This window comes from Anaerotruncus sp. 80 (assembly GCF_009936115.1).
GTDB classification, from domain to species: domain Bacteria; phylum Bacillota; class Clostridia; order Peptostreptococcales; family Anaerovoracaceae; genus Senimuribacter; species Senimuribacter intestinalis.
This window is the reverse complement of the sequence record NZ_QWES01000011.1, coordinates 40,568-56,268: the sequence shown is the minus strand read 5'-3', so window position 1 is coordinate 56,268 and position 15,701 is coordinate 40,568. Positions and strand designations below refer to the sequence as shown.

The 15,701-nt window shown below is 45.7% G+C and carries 17 protein-coding genes; 8 read left to right on the top strand and 9 right to left on the bottom strand.

Annotation, left to right across the window (positions count from 1 at the left end):
- Window positions 1-2 precede the first annotated feature (2 nt).
- The 4 genes from ispE to D1155_RS06790 all read right to left on the bottom strand — a co-directional run bounded on the left by ispE (window position 3) and on the right by D1155_RS06790 (window position 3,333).
- A complete protein-coding gene (gene ispE, locus D1155_RS06805) occupies window positions 3-947 on the bottom strand; it encodes a 4-(cytidine 5'-diphospho)-2-C-methyl-D-erythritol kinase (RefSeq protein WP_160201638.1) in 945 nt (314 codons plus the stop codon).
- A 53-nt stretch (window positions 948-1,000) separates the two neighbouring features.
- Window positions 1,001-1,879, bottom strand: a complete 879-nt coding sequence (locus D1155_RS06800) for an Ig-like domain-containing protein (protein WP_160201637.1) — start codon at window positions 1,877-1,879, stop codon at window positions 1,001-1,003.
- Complete coding sequence (tadA, locus tag D1155_RS06795) at window positions 1,876-2,352, bottom strand: tRNA adenosine(34) deaminase TadA (RefSeq protein ID WP_201759546.1); 477 nt, start codon at window positions 2,350-2,352, stop codon at window positions 1,876-1,878. The genes D1155_RS06800 and tadA overlap by 4 nt, the downstream gene beginning before the upstream one ends.
- A 138-nt stretch (window positions 2,353-2,490) precedes the next feature.
- On the bottom strand, window positions 2,491-3,333 hold the full coding sequence (locus tag D1155_RS06790; RefSeq protein ID WP_160201636.1) for a hypothetical protein: 843 nt from the start codon (window positions 3,331-3,333) through the stop codon (window positions 2,491-2,493).
- Window positions 3,334-4,110: 777 nt separating this feature from the next.
- Here D1155_RS06790 and D1155_RS06780 point away from each other — a divergent pair.
- From D1155_RS06780 to D1155_RS06745, 8 genes are all read left to right on the top strand, one after another.
- Complete coding sequence (locus D1155_RS06780) at window positions 4,111-4,767, top strand: CvpA family protein (protein WP_160201635.1); 657 nt, start codon at window positions 4,111-4,113, stop codon at window positions 4,765-4,767.
- 85 nt (window positions 4,768-4,852) lie between these two features.
- On the top strand, window positions 4,853-6,133 hold the full coding sequence (locus D1155_RS06775; protein WP_160201634.1) for a dihydroorotase: 1,281 nt from the start codon (window positions 4,853-4,855) through the stop codon (window positions 6,131-6,133).
- Window positions 6,114-6,842: a dihydroorotate dehydrogenase electron transfer subunit gene (locus tag D1155_RS06770; RefSeq protein ID WP_160201633.1), complete on the top strand. Its 729-nt coding sequence runs from the start codon at window positions 6,114-6,116 to the stop codon at window positions 6,840-6,842. The genes D1155_RS06775 and D1155_RS06770 overlap by 20 nt, the downstream gene beginning before the upstream one ends.
- Window positions 6,836-7,747, top strand: coding sequence for a dihydroorotate dehydrogenase (locus tag D1155_RS06765; RefSeq protein ID WP_160201632.1), 912 nt, complete (start codon window positions 6,836-6,838; stop codon window positions 7,745-7,747). Before D1155_RS06770 ends, D1155_RS06765 begins: the two co-directional genes overlap by 7 nt.
- 191 nt (window positions 7,748-7,938) lie before the next feature.
- Window positions 7,939-8,637, top strand: coding sequence for an orotidine-5'-phosphate decarboxylase (gene pyrF / locus D1155_RS06760; protein WP_160201631.1), 699 nt, complete (start codon window positions 7,939-7,941; stop codon window positions 8,635-8,637).
- A gap of 34 nt (window positions 8,638-8,671) precedes the next feature.
- Complete coding sequence (pyrE, locus tag D1155_RS06755) at window positions 8,672-9,310, top strand: orotate phosphoribosyltransferase (RefSeq protein WP_160201630.1); 639 nt, start codon at window positions 8,672-8,674, stop codon at window positions 9,308-9,310.
- Window positions 9,311-9,319: 9 nt separating this feature from the next.
- Window positions 9,320-10,240, top strand: coding sequence for an aspartate carbamoyltransferase (pyrB, locus tag D1155_RS06750; protein WP_347560977.1), 921 nt, complete (start codon window positions 9,320-9,322; stop codon window positions 10,238-10,240).
- Window positions 10,241-10,271: 31 nt separating this feature from the next.
- Window positions 10,272-10,688: an aspartate carbamoyltransferase regulatory subunit gene (locus tag D1155_RS06745; protein WP_160201628.1), complete on the top strand. Its 417-nt coding sequence runs from the start codon at window positions 10,272-10,274 to the stop codon at window positions 10,686-10,688.
- Window positions 10,689-11,156: 468 nt separating this feature from the next.
- Here D1155_RS06745 and D1155_RS06740 read toward each other — a convergent pair whose 3' ends face one another.
- The 5 genes from D1155_RS06740 to D1155_RS06720 all read right to left on the bottom strand — a co-directional run bounded on the left by D1155_RS06740 (window position 11,157) and on the right by D1155_RS06720 (window position 15,588).
- Entirely contained in the window at window positions 11,157-12,452 is a 1,296-nt protein-coding gene (locus tag D1155_RS06740) for an ATP-binding protein (protein WP_160201627.1), read from the bottom strand.
- Between the two features lie 142 nt (window positions 12,453-12,594).
- Window positions 12,595-13,365, bottom strand: a complete 771-nt coding sequence (locus D1155_RS06735) for an ABC transporter permease (RefSeq protein ID WP_160201626.1) — start codon at window positions 13,363-13,365, stop codon at window positions 12,595-12,597.
- Window positions 13,362-14,264, bottom strand: coding sequence for an ABC transporter ATP-binding protein (locus D1155_RS06730; protein WP_160201625.1), 903 nt, complete (start codon window positions 14,262-14,264; stop codon window positions 13,362-13,364). Before D1155_RS06730 ends, D1155_RS06735 begins: the two co-directional genes overlap by 4 nt.
- Window positions 14,264-14,464: a PLDc N-terminal domain-containing protein gene (locus tag D1155_RS06725; RefSeq protein ID WP_160201624.1), complete on the bottom strand. Its 201-nt coding sequence runs from the start codon at window positions 14,462-14,464 to the stop codon at window positions 14,264-14,266. Before D1155_RS06725 ends, D1155_RS06730 begins: the two co-directional genes overlap by 1 nt.
- A complete protein-coding gene (locus D1155_RS06720) occupies window positions 14,461-15,588 on the bottom strand; it encodes a helix-turn-helix transcriptional regulator (protein ID WP_160201623.1) in 1,128 nt (375 codons plus the stop codon). Before D1155_RS06720 ends, D1155_RS06725 begins: the two co-directional genes overlap by 4 nt.
- Between the last annotated feature and the right edge of the window lie 113 nt (window positions 15,589-15,701).

Genomic DNA, 15,701 nt, shown 5'->3' with positions numbered 1-15,701 from the left:
CTTCACTTGATTGTCTTTGTCCAGTAAGCCTCATAACCCTCTTGACGCAAATTCTCACACACCACCTTGGCATCCGCAATGGTTCTGCACATAGCAAATACGGTCGGCCCGCTGCCGCTCATCAGCGCCAATTCAACACGGGAATCTGCCTGCAATATATCCTTTAACTCCTGCACCTTGGGATAAGCCCGCAGTGTGTAGTTTTCCAAAACGTTGATACAGTTGGCATAAATCTGTCCGCAGTCTTTCTGCTTAAGAGCTGTCGTCAGTGCATCGTTATCGGGTCTTTTCTCAATCCTGCAGCCGTCAATGCCGCCATACACTTCCTTTGTTGAAACACCGATAGGTGGTTTTGCAATAACCAGGGCTTTCCGAATTCCTGGCAGCGGTACAATCTCTGTTCCGGTTCCCGTTGCCCTGCCGCAGGTTGCCGCCAAAGGACTTCTCCTAACTTTCTTCGGTATATCGAAGTTCATTGCCGCCTGCCCCATGACACAAAATGGCACATCCGAGCCCAGCGTTGCTCCAAGTTCACAAAGCCTTTCCAAAGAAAGCCCCAGCTTCCAAAGCTGGTTCAGACCATGTAAAACAGCAGCTCCATTTCCGCTGCCTCCTGCAAGCCCTGCAGCTACCGGAATTCGCTTAAAAATATGGACTTCCACTCTCCCGCCAGGCACCCGTCTGCCATAGACCTCCATCATCACCTGTACCGCTTTATATGCCAGATTTCTTTCGTCGGTGGGGATATAGTAGCGGTTAGTCGAAACACGAATGTCAAACTCTCCACGCCGCTTTTTCTTCATCGGCGCATACTTAACTACTACATCGTCGTGAAAAGAAAGCTGGTGCATAATCATGTCCACCTGATGCATACCGCTTTCCAAAACACCAGTAATATCAATGGACAGATTGATTTTTGCAAAAGAACGTATCTTTATTTCTCTCATATCTATTTCCAATGCGCAAAATGAGCGGAATTCCGCTCATTTCGTATTCGCAGTTATTTCTTTTTCTTCTTTTTGCTGTTGGCAGCTCTTCTCTTTGCAAGTCTCTCTTCTTCTGCAAGTCTTTCCTCTGCCAAAGCTTTCCTTCCGGTAACATAGCTACTGCCGCCTGCGGAAATCGGTCTAGGCCCTTTTACCTTATAGTTGCCGCTCTCTTCTTCGTAGTAGTCATCTTCGTCTTCGTCACTTGCGGCTCTCTTCGCTTTCTTTGCTGCCTTAGCTTCTCTCTTTGCTACCTCTTTCTCGTGAGCAGCGATAACTTCCTGTACGGATTTACCGGTCTTCTTTGCTTCCTTGTATGGGTTAAACGGTTCTTCTCTTCCGACCTCTTCTTCCTGTTTTGCCATCTGTCTCTTCGCCTGTCTGGACGTAAAGAAGAACATGCCCCCGAACATGATAACCATCATTATCATGTAAACTTTCGTGTTCTGACCCTGATTCAGTGTGGTGAAAGACACCGTCTGATCTGTTCCGAGCGCATTTCCATCGTTATCTGTTACATCTCCTGAAATATGCAAAGTGTATTTGGTATTGTCCTTCAGTCTCTGTCCGTTATCGTTCAGTTTTACTGTATCTGCCAGTACCATAACTTCTTTGGAATCTTTTGGGTTATAAAAGATTCTGATTGGAATCTGTTTACCCTCATCATCTGTAATGCTGAAAGCTTTTGCGTTAGCCTTTGCAGAGGCTTCATTACCCATCTCGCTGTTAAAGTGCAGCTTCACACTCATATTCTCAATACTGGTGTTCTTCTGCCCGTCTTCCGGATACATGTCCACAATCTCCAGCTTCTGTGACTGTGCTCCGAAGCATACGGAAGCAGTCATCATTATCGTCAATGCTGCAAGGCATACAATTGCGCCTATTCTTTTCATGTTTGTTCCTCCGATTTGTTCTTTTTCTTTCTATGTCTAAGCTGGCTGAAAAACTGTCGCAAAAGCTGTGCGCACTGGTCTTCCATAATGCCTGTTTCTACATGAATTCTGTGATTCAGCCGCGTTTCTGCCGGTACATTGAAAACCGAACCGCAAGCTCCCGCCTTTGGATCCATGGTACCGATGTACAGATTCTCTATACGCGCCCAAATCATGGCGCCCGCACACATAGTACAAGGCTCAGCTGTAACGTAAAGGCTGCAGCCAAGAAGCCTCCAGCCGCCCAGCGCCTCTGCCGCCCGGCGAATTGCAATCATCTCCGCATGGGCTGTAGGATCCTTGCTGGTTTCCGTTAAATTGTGACCTCTTGCAATAACCTGCTCATCTTTTACAATGACCGCCCCGATGGGCACTTCCCCCAGCTCAAAGGCTTTCTGCGCCTCCTTTAGGGCCTCTCTCATAAACTTATTCATATACCTTTCAATGTTACCACAATTCCATACAGTATTCAACAGTTTTTTGTATTGATTTGCGTGCATGTATGAATGTATATTAAAAAGCGCCTCTGCCAAACAGGTTATATCGGCAAAAAGCGCATTCCTTTTTCAAAATCACAGCGGCAAAACCTCGCCGCTCTCTTTATCAATACCTCCAATCCAGTATCCGAAGATTTCCTCCTGCAGCTTTCCTGTCAGTTCTGATAAGTCGCTAAAGTACTTTTCGCCGCCGCGAATAGGCTGCCACAACAGAAAACATCCCTGCTCTCTGCAAGGCTGCTCTTTTTGCAAGAATCTGCCCGGCACGCCGACAAACCAGCGGTCTTCACATTTTCCAATTGTATAGTGTCCATAGCGCTCAATGCAGTCGCTGCAGGCAGCAAGCGACTGAGGCAGCTGGTCAATTTTACTGATTCTGCACCACCTTGCGCCTGTTTCATCTCTCTGTCTGTCGAAGATTTCCACAGCATCCTCTTCACAAAAACAAGAAAAAATACTTTCCCAGCCTTGTTCGCTCCCATCACAATCCTCTATAGGTGCTTCTGTGCTCACATCTGCTGCCGGCTGATAAAATGGCATAGTTCCGCTGAAAATCGTCTCTGTAGAGCCGTCCTCTTTAGATAGGGTTACAAGAAGGCAATGGGTGTAGCACTCAATGGAGGGTCCCGTAAACTTCTTAAAAAGGCTTCCCTCTCCCGCAGAATTTACATGAAATACCCCAAAGTCTTTATGGATCAGTTCGCCCTCATCTACACCGATCAGAAGCAAATGATATTCCTTATTGTACTCTCGCATGAGCACATCCGACGGAAGCAGGTTAGAAACCGCAAAATAAACAGACCGCTTGTTTTTGTAAGTTTCTACGATGCAGTTCGCAGCATCCATCCCTCTTTTCCATAATCTAAAACCCCTATGTGCCCGTCTTACTTCTATGATAAATTTTCTGTAATCTGACATAGCATTACTCCCCTGCTTCTACTTTCTTACCACTAAATATATGCGGAAGGTTTCTCTTCATACCTAACCCAACGCAAAATATACGAAAACGGAAAAGGGCCGCATAAATATGCAAGCCCAGTTCAAGTTTCCTATTTTCTTTTTACACTATTTCCACATGAAATATCCAATACTGATTAGAAGCAGCGACCAAGGAACTGGCAGAAATACTTTCTCTGTCTCCAACTACGGTTTCACTTCATCTGAAACAGCTGAAAGAAGGTGGTTTTGTCACAACACAAAAGGTTAGGAAATACGTTTACTACCAACTGCGAAAAGACAAATTCTATGGGATAGAGCAACGGCTTTTACGATATCTTAATTACTGAGTTTCCACGGTAACCAAAAAAACAAAGAACCTTGTCCGTAGGGACAAGGCATGGTATAATCAAATAGTCAAGAGGACGAACTAAGAAAGCGGTTGACCTTCCGTTGCTGCTACATATACGGTGAAAAATCCGAATTGTACAAATGGGAGGTGATACTATTTCATCCTATGAAATTCTAGTAATCATCTTAATGGTAATTACATTGATAGAAATGATTCGAGGAAATAAAAAATAACCGCCGATAGTTTCGCAGACTCAAGCGGTTATCTTTTAACCCCGGTCAACCGTTTTCAACGGTTTCCTCTTGACATCAATATACCACGAAACAAGAGATTATGCAATAGTCAAATTTACGCTCCCACGGTGAGCACAAAAAACAAGATAAAATTTTCACGGGGAAAAGGATATTATGTCAACAGGTTCAGGACTTATTATAGATATTATCGCACTGGGAATTATCGTACTCTCAACAGCGCTTGGCGCCCGCAGAGGTTTTGCACTGACCGTGGTCAGCTTTATGCAGTGGTTTGTATGCGTGATTCTCGGATTTATTCTGTGTGGCACAGCGAAAAGCTTTCTCATGGATTACACAGAACTGGATGATATCATTCACGATGGTATTCTTTCCCATATCCAAACTACGGTCAATGAAAGCAGTGCTTACCTGGCGCTGCCGGATTTATTCCATGACTGGATTGATGACGGTACTGCGGCTCTTGCAGAGGATACCGCCGCATCTATCACTTCATCGCTGATGACAGTCATCGGCTTCCTCTCTGTGGTATTCCTCATCAAGCTAATCTGCTTTGGGCTGGTACGGCTTTTGTCCCGCAGATACAACGAAGGAATCACTGGATTTCTTGATGGATTTCTCGGCTTTCTCTTCGGTATCGCAAGAGGACTGATTCTGCTGCTTCTAGGCTTTGCAGTGCTGGTGCCAGTGCTGAGTCTGATGGTACCCGACCTTTCAGAAACCATCTCAAAGGCCATGGAAAGTTCCTATGCAGCGAACATACTCTACGACGATAATATGCTGCTGATTTTAGTGCGAGATTTTTTCTCTTAGCCCATTGACAGTATTCTGATTCTATGCTAATATATTGAAGATTTGAGCAAAAATAAGGATTTATATTGAGAAAAGGAGCAAATACATGACGACTTTGTTAAAAAATGGTATGGTTTTGACACCCCTCGGTTTTGAAAAAAAAGACGTTTTTGTTTCCAATGGAAAAGTTTTTGTCAGCTCCACAGATACTTTCGATACAGACCACGCAAGCAGTATCATTGACTGCACAGACCGTATTATCATTCCGGGTTTCACCGATGTACATGTACATTTACGCGAACCCGGATTTTTTTATAAGGAAACGATCGCAAGCGGTACGGCGGCGGCAGCAAAAGGCGGTTATACCTGTGTCTGCCCAATGCCGAACCTAAAGCCGGTTCCCTCTGATATGGAGTCTCTGCAGACGCAGCTTTCTATTATCGAAAAAGACGCAAAAGTGAAAACCATTCCTTACGGAACCATTACCCAGAATCAGGACGGGCGCAGCGCTCTTTCTGATATGGAAGCCATGGCGCCTTATGTCTGCGCTTTTTCCGATGACGGCAAAGGCGTGCAGACCAGTGATTTGATGGAAGAAGCCATGGAAAAAGCCAAAGAGCTGGGCAAGCTGATTGTCGCCCACTGCGAAGACGAAAGCCTGCTCCACGGCGGCTACATTCACGACGGCGAATATGCCAAGGCTCACAATCACAAGGGGATCTGCTCCGAAAGCGAATGGGGTCAAGTGAAACGCGACGTGCAGCTGGCAGAAAAGACCGGCGCATCTTATCACGTCTGCCATATTTCCACAAAGGAAACCGTTGACATCATCAGGCAGGCAAAGGCCCGCGGCGTGGATGTGACCTGTGAAACAGGTCCCCACTATCTGGTCCTTTGTGACGCAGACTTACAGGAGGATGGACGCTTCAAGATGAATCCGCCCCTGCGCGCTGCGGCCGATCGGGACGCTCTGATTGAAGGCCTTTGCGACGGTACGATTGACATGATTGCCACCGACCATGCACCCCACAGCGAAGAAGAAAAATCTAAGGGACTGGCAGGCAGCGCCTTCGGTATCGTAGGTCTTGAAACCAGCTTTCCGATTTTATATACACATCTGGTAAAGAAAGGCATCATTTCCCTGGAAAAACTCATCGAGGTGATGAGCATAAATCCAAGAAGACGCTTCGGCTTTGAAGGCGGAGTAATCGAAGACGGCGCACCTGCCGACCTTACCGTAATAGATTTAAACAGACACTTTTCCATCGATCCGAGCGACTTCGTCAGCATGGGCAAAGCAACCCCGTTTACGGACTGGAAGGTCTATGGAAAAGTAGTGATGACCCTGGTGGAAGGAGAAATCGTATATGATGAGACAAACGCTTAAAGTAAGCAGTATCAGCCAAATTCAAAACGACATTTATGTTATGACCTTAACCGGTGACTGCAGTAAAATCACTATGCCGGGACAATTTCTCAATATCAAGCTGGACGGCTTTTATCTTCGGAGACCAATTTCTATCTGCTGCTGGGATAAAACTTCTGTCACCATCATTTTCAAGGTGGTCGGTCAGGGAACCAAAGCTTTGGCCCAGTCTGCAGCAGGTGACGAATTTGACGTGCTGCTGCCTCTTGGCAACGGATTTGACACTTCCTACTGCAAACAACAACCCCTTCTGGTGGGCGGTGGTATCGGCGTGCCGCCTCTTTACGGACTTGCCGCAAGCCTGGCAAAACAAGGTGTTACCCCAAAGGTTGTGATTGGTTTCAACACAGAGAGCGATATCATCCTGACAGAAGAGTTCCGCAAACTGGGAATCGAGCCTATCATCACCACAGCAGACGGCTCTTTCGGCATCAAAGGCTTTGTCACAGATGCCATGAAAAATCTGGAGTTTGATTATGTATATACCTGCGGTCCTGAGCCGATGTTAAAGGCGGTTTACGACCAGGCGCCAGACGGACAATTCAGCTTTGAAGCGAGAATGGCTTGCGGATTCGGTGCCTGCATGGGCTGTACCTGCGAAACAAAGTACGGCTACAAGCGCATTTGCAAAGACGGACCGATTTTATATAAGGAGGAAATCAAATGGTAGACTTAAAAGTAACCTTAAGCGGTATCACCCTTGATAATCCTGTCATTCCTGCCAGCGGTACCTTCGGCTACGGCAAGGAGTTTGCGGAGCTTTACGACCTTGATATCCTTGGCTCTATTTCCTTTAAAGGCACCACCAAAGACGCCCGCCTCGGCAATCCCCTGCCCCGCATTGCGGAGTGTCCTTCCGGTCTGATCAACTCAGTTGGTCTGCAAAATCCGGGACTTGATGCGGTGTGCGAAAAGGAATTGCCGGAGCTTGCCAAACTCTATCACAAACCCCTAATCGCCAACATCAGCGGATTTTCTCTGGACGAATATGTAGCATGTGCTAAAGCCATGGACAAACAGCCGCAGGTTGGCATCATCGAAGTCAACGTCAGCTGCCCTAATGTCCACAACGGCGGCATGGCATACGGAGTTTTGCCTGAAAGCGCTGCGGAAGTAACCCGAGCCGTGAAAGCTGTCACAACCAAACCGGTCTACATTAAATTGAGTCCAAATGTAACCGACATCGTATCCATCGCAAAGGCCTGCGAAGCCGCAGGAGCAGACGGCATCAGCCTGATCAACACGCTGCTTGGCATGCGTATCGATATCAATAGAAGAAAACCTGTTATCGCCAACAAAATGGGCGGTTTTTCCGGTCCGGCAATCTTTCCGGTTGCAGTTCGCATGGTCTATCAGGTTGCAAATGCAGTCAATATTCCGGTCATCGGCATGGGCGGCGTAAGCTCTGCCCGTGATGTCATCGAAATGATGATGGCTGGAGCGACGGCAGTTCAGGTCGGCGCGGCAAACCTTGTCAATCCGTTTGCCTGCAAAGAAATCATCGAAGAGCTGCCTTCTGTCTGCGAGGAACTGGGCATTGAGCGGCTTGCAGATATTATAGGCTGTGTCAAATAAGACGAATATAGAATTTTAACTTATATCGCAAATAACTTGAATTTATGTATAACAAAAACGCGAAAAGTTAACCGAAATCAAGATTTTCTCAATAAAATGTATAAAATTCAGCTGAAACGGGACTAAAACAGACGAAAATTTATACATAAAATCAACTTTTTTCAGATTTCGGTTAAGATAGGAGGAATATTATGGGTAAAGATGTAATCATCGCTTGCGACTTTCCGTCAAAGGAAGATACGCTGTCATTTTTAGACAAGTTCACAGGCAGAAAGCCTTATGTAAAGATCGGCATGGAACTTTTCTACAGCGAAGGGCCTGCCATCGTAAAGGAAATCAAGGATAGAGGGCATCAGATTTTTCTGGATCTGAAGCTGCACGACATTCCAAATACTGTGGAGAAAGCTATGGCAGCTTTATCCAAGCTGGATGTAGACATGTGTAACCTGCACGCTGCCGGCACTAAAGACATGATGGAAGCTGCGCTCCGTGGCTTAACCAGAGAAGACGGCAGTCGCCCATTGCTCATCGCAGTGACGCAGCTGACTTCCACCAGCCAGGAAAGAATGCAAAAGGAGCTGCTCATCGATGCGCCCCTTGACGAAGTGGTAACCAAATATGCACAAAACGCAAAAGAAGCTGGTCTTGACGGCGTTGTCTGCTCTCCTTTGGAATCCGGCAAAATTCATCAGGCTTGCAGGGAATCTTTTCTCACCGTAACCCCGGGCGTGCGCTTTGCCGATGGTGATAAAGGCGATCAGGTCAGAGTCACCACACCGGAAAAGGCAAAGGAACTGGGAAGCGACTATATCGTCGTAGGAAGACCCATTACCAAGGCAGATGATCCAGTAGCGGCTTACGAACGCGTATGCAGAGAATTTATAGGCTAATACATTTTTTATATATAGATTGGAGGAACTTTTTATGAAAACAGATATCGCAAAAGGGCTTCTGTCCATCGAGGCAGTTTTCCTAAGACCAGAAGAACCTTTCACCTGGGCAAGCGGCATTAAGAGTCCGATTTACTGTGACAACAGACTGACCCTGACCGCACCAGAGGTAAGAATTAAGGTAGAAGAAGGACTGGTTGCCACCATCAAAGAGCACTTTTCCGAGTGCGAAGTTGTCATGGGCACCAGCACCGCAGGCATTGCCCACGCTGCAATCGTCGGTCACCTGATGAACATTCCTATGGGCTATGTCAGAGGTTCCGCCAAGGACCACGGAAGAACCAACCAGATTGAAGGAAAACTCCTTCCGGGTCAGAAAGTTGTTGTCGTGGAAGATCTGGTCTCCACAGGCGGCTCTGCAATAGATACTGTAGAAGTCCTTCGTGCTGCAGGCGCTGATGTTCTGGGTATTGCCAGCATTTTCACCTACGGCATGAAAAAGGGTCTGGACAGATTTGCGGAGCACAACGTAAAAAACGTAAGCTTATGTGACCTTGACGCTTTGGTAGAAGTCGCTGCTGACACAGGCTATATCAAGGCTTCTGATAAAGAGAGAATCTTAAAGTTTAGAGACAATCCTTCTGATGAAGGTTGGATGAAGGGAGACAAATAAATGAACAAAATTAAAAATCTTATCAACATTACCGACTTCACCATCGAAGAAATCGATGAGCTAATTCGTGTGGCTGATGACATTGTGGAAAACCATGCTGCATACGAAGACATCTGCGCACACAAGAAACTGGCGACCTTGTTCTTTGAACCGAGCACCAGAACCAGGCTCAGCTTTGAAGCTGCAATGCTTGAACTGGGCGGCAGCGTGCTAGGATTCTCTGAAGCAAGCTCCAGCTCCGCAGCAAAGGGCGAAAGCGTAAGCGACACTATCAGAACTGTCGGCTGCTATGCAGACATCATCGCAATGCGCCATCCAAAAGAAGGTGCGCCGATTGTAGCTGCACAGAGAACTACCGTACCTATCATCAACGGCGGCGACGGTGGTCACTTCCATCCGACCCAGACCCTGACCGACCTTTTGACCATCAAGAGAAAAAAAGGCAGACTGGGCAACATGACGGTAGGTCTTTGCGGCGACTTAAAATTCGGAAGAACCGTACACTCCCTCATCGAAGCAATGCTGAGATACGAAAACGTCAGCTTCGTTCTCATCTCCCCGCAGGAACTGCAGGTACCTGACTACGTGAAGGAATCCATGGACAAAGCCGGCGCAAAATGGAAAGAAGTTGAAAGACTGGAAGACGCTATGGAAGAGCTAGACATTCTGTACATGACCCGTGTACAGAGAGAACGTTTCTTCAACGAAGAAGACTATATCAGATTGAAGGACAGCTACATTCTGGATTTAGAAAAACTGCAGGCTGCAAAAGAAGATTTGACCATCATGCACCCACTGCCAAGGGTCAATGAAATCTCTGTAGAAGTGGATGACGACCCGAGAGCCGCTTACTTCTTCCAGGCACTGTGCGGCAAGCACATTAGAATGGCTCTGATTCTTTACTTACTGGGAATTAAGAGAGAAGCATAATTAAAGCAATAAAGAAAGAGAGGAATTACTTATGAATATAGATGGCGTAAGCACTGGTATCGTACTGGACCATATCAAAGCAGGAAAGAGCATGCAGATTTACGAGCTGCTCAGACTGGACAAAATTAATAACTGTGTTGCAATCATTCAGAATGCAGACAGCTCCAAATACGGCAAAAAGGACATCATCAAAATCGACCAGCTAATCGATCTGGATTTTGATGTTCTGGGTTATGTTGACGACAACATCACCGTCAACATCGTAAAAGACGGTAAACTGTTCGAGAAGAAACATCTGGAACTGCCGGAAACTCTGACCGATGTAATCAAGTGTAAAAACCCTAGATGTATCACTTCCATTGAGCAGGAAATCGTACATAAATTTAAACTGGTCGACAAAGAAAAGCAGGTTTACAGATGCGTATACTGCGATGCAGAAAGTAAATAACCAAAAATTATAGATTGAGTAGGAGAAAATTTCTCTAATTGAGAAATTTCCGGCCTTTCACACCACCGTGCGTACCATTCGGTACACGTCGGTTCAACCAACTTAACGTGTAACACACCTTGCGGTGTAATAGTCCAGCATAGAGATTAGCCCATATTCGGCTAATCTCTTGTTGCTTATTGCCTTTTGTATCTAGCTGTTATGGCACCCTCAGGTTTTGGTATCTCCACCCTGCGGACTGGCGGCGGTTTATATTTTCTTGTCCGTCGGACCAAGGGTTTGCCTACAGCTTCCTTCAGATTCCATCTCACGATGGACACCCTTGCTGTTCAGCTATACACTTCCTCGTTGCCTAGGCGTGTTCGGGTCTTTCACCCGTTAGAGCGCGCCCATGGCGCGCAAACCAAAACAGCAGCCAAAAGAATTTCCCTGGCTGCTGTTTTTTCACCTAGCACATCCTATTTTAAATCAAATGCAAAATGCTGCATAAAGCGGCACCGTCTTTTTTCCATCCTCAAAGCCAAAATTCTTCGCAGAAAGCTTGATTGCATAAGCCGGCTTATAAGTCTCCATGTAGACCTTTAAACTTTTCGCTTTCGTATTATCAGCAGACTTGACCTCAACAGGAATCAGCTTGCCATCACGCTGAATGACAAAGTCAATTTCTGCGCCTCTTTCGGACATCCAATAATACGTATTATATCCATTTATTGCAAGCTGTACATTGACATAATTTTCGGTCATGCCGCCTTTAAAGTCATTAATTTCTGATGTCATGTAGAGAATATCATCCGCGGTTAAATCTTTTTTCGCACAAAGCAGTCCCAAGTCCGACACATATATTTTGAACGAGTCAATGTCGCGATAATTCTCAAGGGGCTTTTTAATCTGCTCTACCTTGTAAATCCGTGACACGATACCTGACAGACAAAGCCACTCAATAGCATTTTCAAACTCTGAAGCGCGCCCGCCTTTTTTTACGAGCTTATACTGAAAACGAGTATTTTTCTTTGAAAGCTGCACAGTAATATTGTCATAGGCAAGCCTCGTTTTTTTTATTTCATTTAGATTGTTATATTTGCTCATGTCATTCAGATAACTTGCAAGAATTGTATCCTGTATATGACGAACAAGGACATAGTCCCTTGTGTTTGCAAACTGCATCACACATTCTGGCATACCACCTACAACCAGATACTGGCGATAGAGTTTCATCGCCGTATCATGAAATGCTGACGGCAGTGGCGTATCAGAAGCAAAGGACTTCTTAATTTGCTCTACAAGTGAATCCTCGCCCATAGCAAGCATAAATTCCTCCATATCCATCGGATACAAGGTTTTCATATCCACCTTGCCAACAGGAAAAGAAAAGCTGGCTTTATTGACCGCTACGCCCAGCAGACTACCTGCCACAATGATATGATAATCTGGTGCATCCTCGCAAAAGTACTTCAGTGAAGTCAACGCCCTTTCGCAAAGCTGCACCTCATCAAAAACAATCAGCGTTTTCTCTCTGATAATCGTCTGACCTGCAATATGAGATAATATCGGTATAAGATAATCAGGACTGATATTCTCTTCAAAAGTCTTATTCAACGCAGGATTCGTTTCAAAGTTAAAATACACCACATTCTCATAGTAAGTACGACCAAACTCTAAAATCGAATAGGTCTTACCAACCTGCCTTGCCCCCTGTAAAATAAGAGGTTTGCGGTGTTGGCTTTCCTTCCACTCCTCCAAAAATTTCGTAATCTTTCTATCCATAGAATAACCCTCCCTTAGAGTGTTACCTATAGCATATCAGATATTCATGTTCATTTCAACAATTTTTATCGAATGATTCGCGTTAAATTACACGAATATTTCATTGATTCCAACTCTATTTGATACGAACCTTCCATATTTTCTAAACCGTCCGCCGTGCAAACAGGATAAAAGCACTTACCAAACTTGCAACACTTATGGCAATGGTTATCAAAATCACAGGCACAAAATCCGCCGGCTCTGCTGCGGAAGCAAGTAACGTCTGGGCATTGAACAAAAAGCCCGGCAGATATTCTTTAATTGCGGGGAGAAATCCTAGCAAATATACCGCAGCAAAACTGCAAACCACAGCGGCAAGGGCGGCTCCGCCGGTTTTGAAAATTGCCGACATAAGTAAAACCAATGTAATCAGCCATAATCCCAGCAAATAGTAGCACCCGCCAGCAGCAAAAACGTACGCTGCACTATCGTCATTCCAGAAAAAACGGTTATAACCCCATGTAATGGCAAAACTCATCCAATAACCTGCTGTCCAAAGGATTCCCGTAACCAGCCCCTTTGCCGCAAGGATTTTCCAGCGCGCCAAACCTTTTGCCAGCATCATAGTCAGCGTTCCCTTTTCGTATTCGGTGGTCAATATACCAGAAAAAAGTAAAAGAAACACAATCATAGCCAGAGGAATATTTTTGCAAAACTGATTCCACGAAGTCAGTCCATTAACAGTAGTCGCCACTATATGAAAACCGCTGTCTGCCAGATCTCCCGCTAATGTCTCCATCAGCCACGGTGTCATTTTAGCGATTGCAGGATTCATGACGCCAAAGAGGACAAAGAGAATCATCAAAAACATCAGCTTTCCCGTCCGCGCTGCCCACAAAAATTCTTTCCATGTAAATGCTCGCAGTTCCATCATTTTCCCATCACCTCCATAAATAAATCTTCCAGCGCTGGCTCCTTCTGTTCTACTCGCTGAACTGCAAGACCGCTGTGCGATAAATCCTCTAAAATAGCGGGCATATCGTCCACTCCTTTATCATCAAAATGCAGTCTGCAGCTTCCTGTCCTTCTGACCTGCGGATATCGCTCCGCAAATAACGCAGCGTCTGCCGCAGTGTCAAATTCGACTTCTATCCCATTACTGCCACGCAGCTTTCTCATCTGCTCCATAGTTCCCCAGGCAGCAAGCTTTCCACCGTGAAGAAACGCAAATTCATCACAGATTCGCTCTACATCAGACAGGATGTGCGTCGAGAACAGAACCGTCGTCTGAGATTTCACCTCCGATAAAATGTCCAGAATTTCACGTCTGCCCGCCGGATCAAGGGCTGAAGTAGGCTCATCACAAATCAAAAGCTTCGGCTGTGTAAGCAGTGCCTGTGCAATACCAAGTCGTTGTTTCATTCCCCTAGAAAAGCCATGAATACGTTTATTCTTTCCCGCCAGCCCTACCATCACCAGCAGGTCTTTAACTCTATGTTCACATTCCGCCTTCGGTATTTTGGATATTTTTCCGCATAAGTTCAGATATTCCATTGGTGTTAAAAAATCATAAAACTCTGGTACATCAGGCAGATACCCTATGTTTCGATTGGTCCGGCTGCTGCCAAACAGGACTTTTTCCCCCTGCACACGAATTTCCCCACTATCAGGCTGCATCAGACCTAAAATAAGCTTCATGGTAGTGGTCTTCCCTGCACCATTCTCTCCAATAAATCCGAAAATACTATTCTCTGGAACAGAAAAATTCAAATCATTCAACACACTGTTTGCGCCAAAGCGCTTTGAAACATTGCGAAGCTCCAGTACATTCATCAGTTATCCTCCTTCCCCAGTAAAAAATATAGCACCGGGCCAATAAACTGCATACCAGCAATGGCTACAATGATCCAAATCGTCCGGTTTCCCCTTTTATACCTGTCATGGGTCAATATATGCCACATGGTAAACGCCAGCAGCGCAATCTCCGCAATTGCCAGTGGAATGAGAAACGGCATTAATTCTCGCAAACTCATCTTTCCTGCCCTCCTATGGTCTCTAATAAACGCTTTATTGCTAAAAAACGCGGTTCTTTCTGTATAGGCGCAAACGCCGGATGCTGAAAAATCTGCGCAGCACTTTCCAAAATCACTTTCTTACTGCGCGGCGCTCCTCCGCCCTGCACCAGCGTCTCAAACCAATCCCCCATTTTATCAAAATAGCTGTCGCCGCAAAGCCGAAATCCGTTTTCTTCACAGCTTCCGATACATTTTACGTAGCGTTCCAAACGGTTCAAAGCCTCTTCATGCATGGAATAACACATATAAACAACGGCTGCCTGCATATGATATATGGCCTCGTTGGGATGCGTCATCTCCTTATTCCAGTCTTCCAAAAGGCTATCCACGCGCCTGATGGTTTCCATGCAAAAATTCCGGTCATCCTTCCTTAACGACATGCGCCAAACTGCATCAGACATCAATATGATTAGATGTATATACATGCTTACCTGCGCAAAGCTATCCGCCTGCTCATTTTCTCCTAGCATCTGATATGCCTGAATCAAAAGCCCGTCGCTCTGTACCGCTAAACGATATGGACTCAATGTTTCTTCCAAACACTCTACAACGTCCGCAGCTTTTCCCAACTGTAACAGTGCTGTAGCACGCATCATCTGCGCATCACCGCAAAGACCTACATCCCCACTCTGAGAACTGATATGATCAAAGAGGGCTATCGCATCTTCCAAAATCGTTTCCTGCTGCTTCCTGCTCTCCGCCAGCATAAAATGATTGATCCACAGCGAACCTATATAGAACAAAAAACGATAACAGCTGTAGTATTGCTTCACTAGCTTCCTGCTCCGACTCATGGTCTGTTCAAACCGTTCCCGTATCGCAAATTCCTCCGACAATTCCTCATAAATCCCCTGTATCTGTTCTTTACTCAACTGCGGCTCATATCCCACCAGTTGATCGATTGTTACATCAAAGAAAGCAGCAAGTTTAGGCAGCATCAATATATCCGGCAGCGACTGTTTCGTCTCCCACTTAGATATAGACGCCTTAGTTACGCCAAGAAAATCCGCCAGCTGTTCCTGGGTCATTCCCCGTTCCCTGCGCAAACAAGTGATGTTCTCTGAAAAACTCAAAATATTCATCCTTACACCTCCTACAGTTATTATATCCAGCCCGCTCACTCTGCTCAATAGAGATGCACGATATTTCGCGAAGATAAATCAACCGGCAGGAAACTTTTTCTCTGGAAAAGATA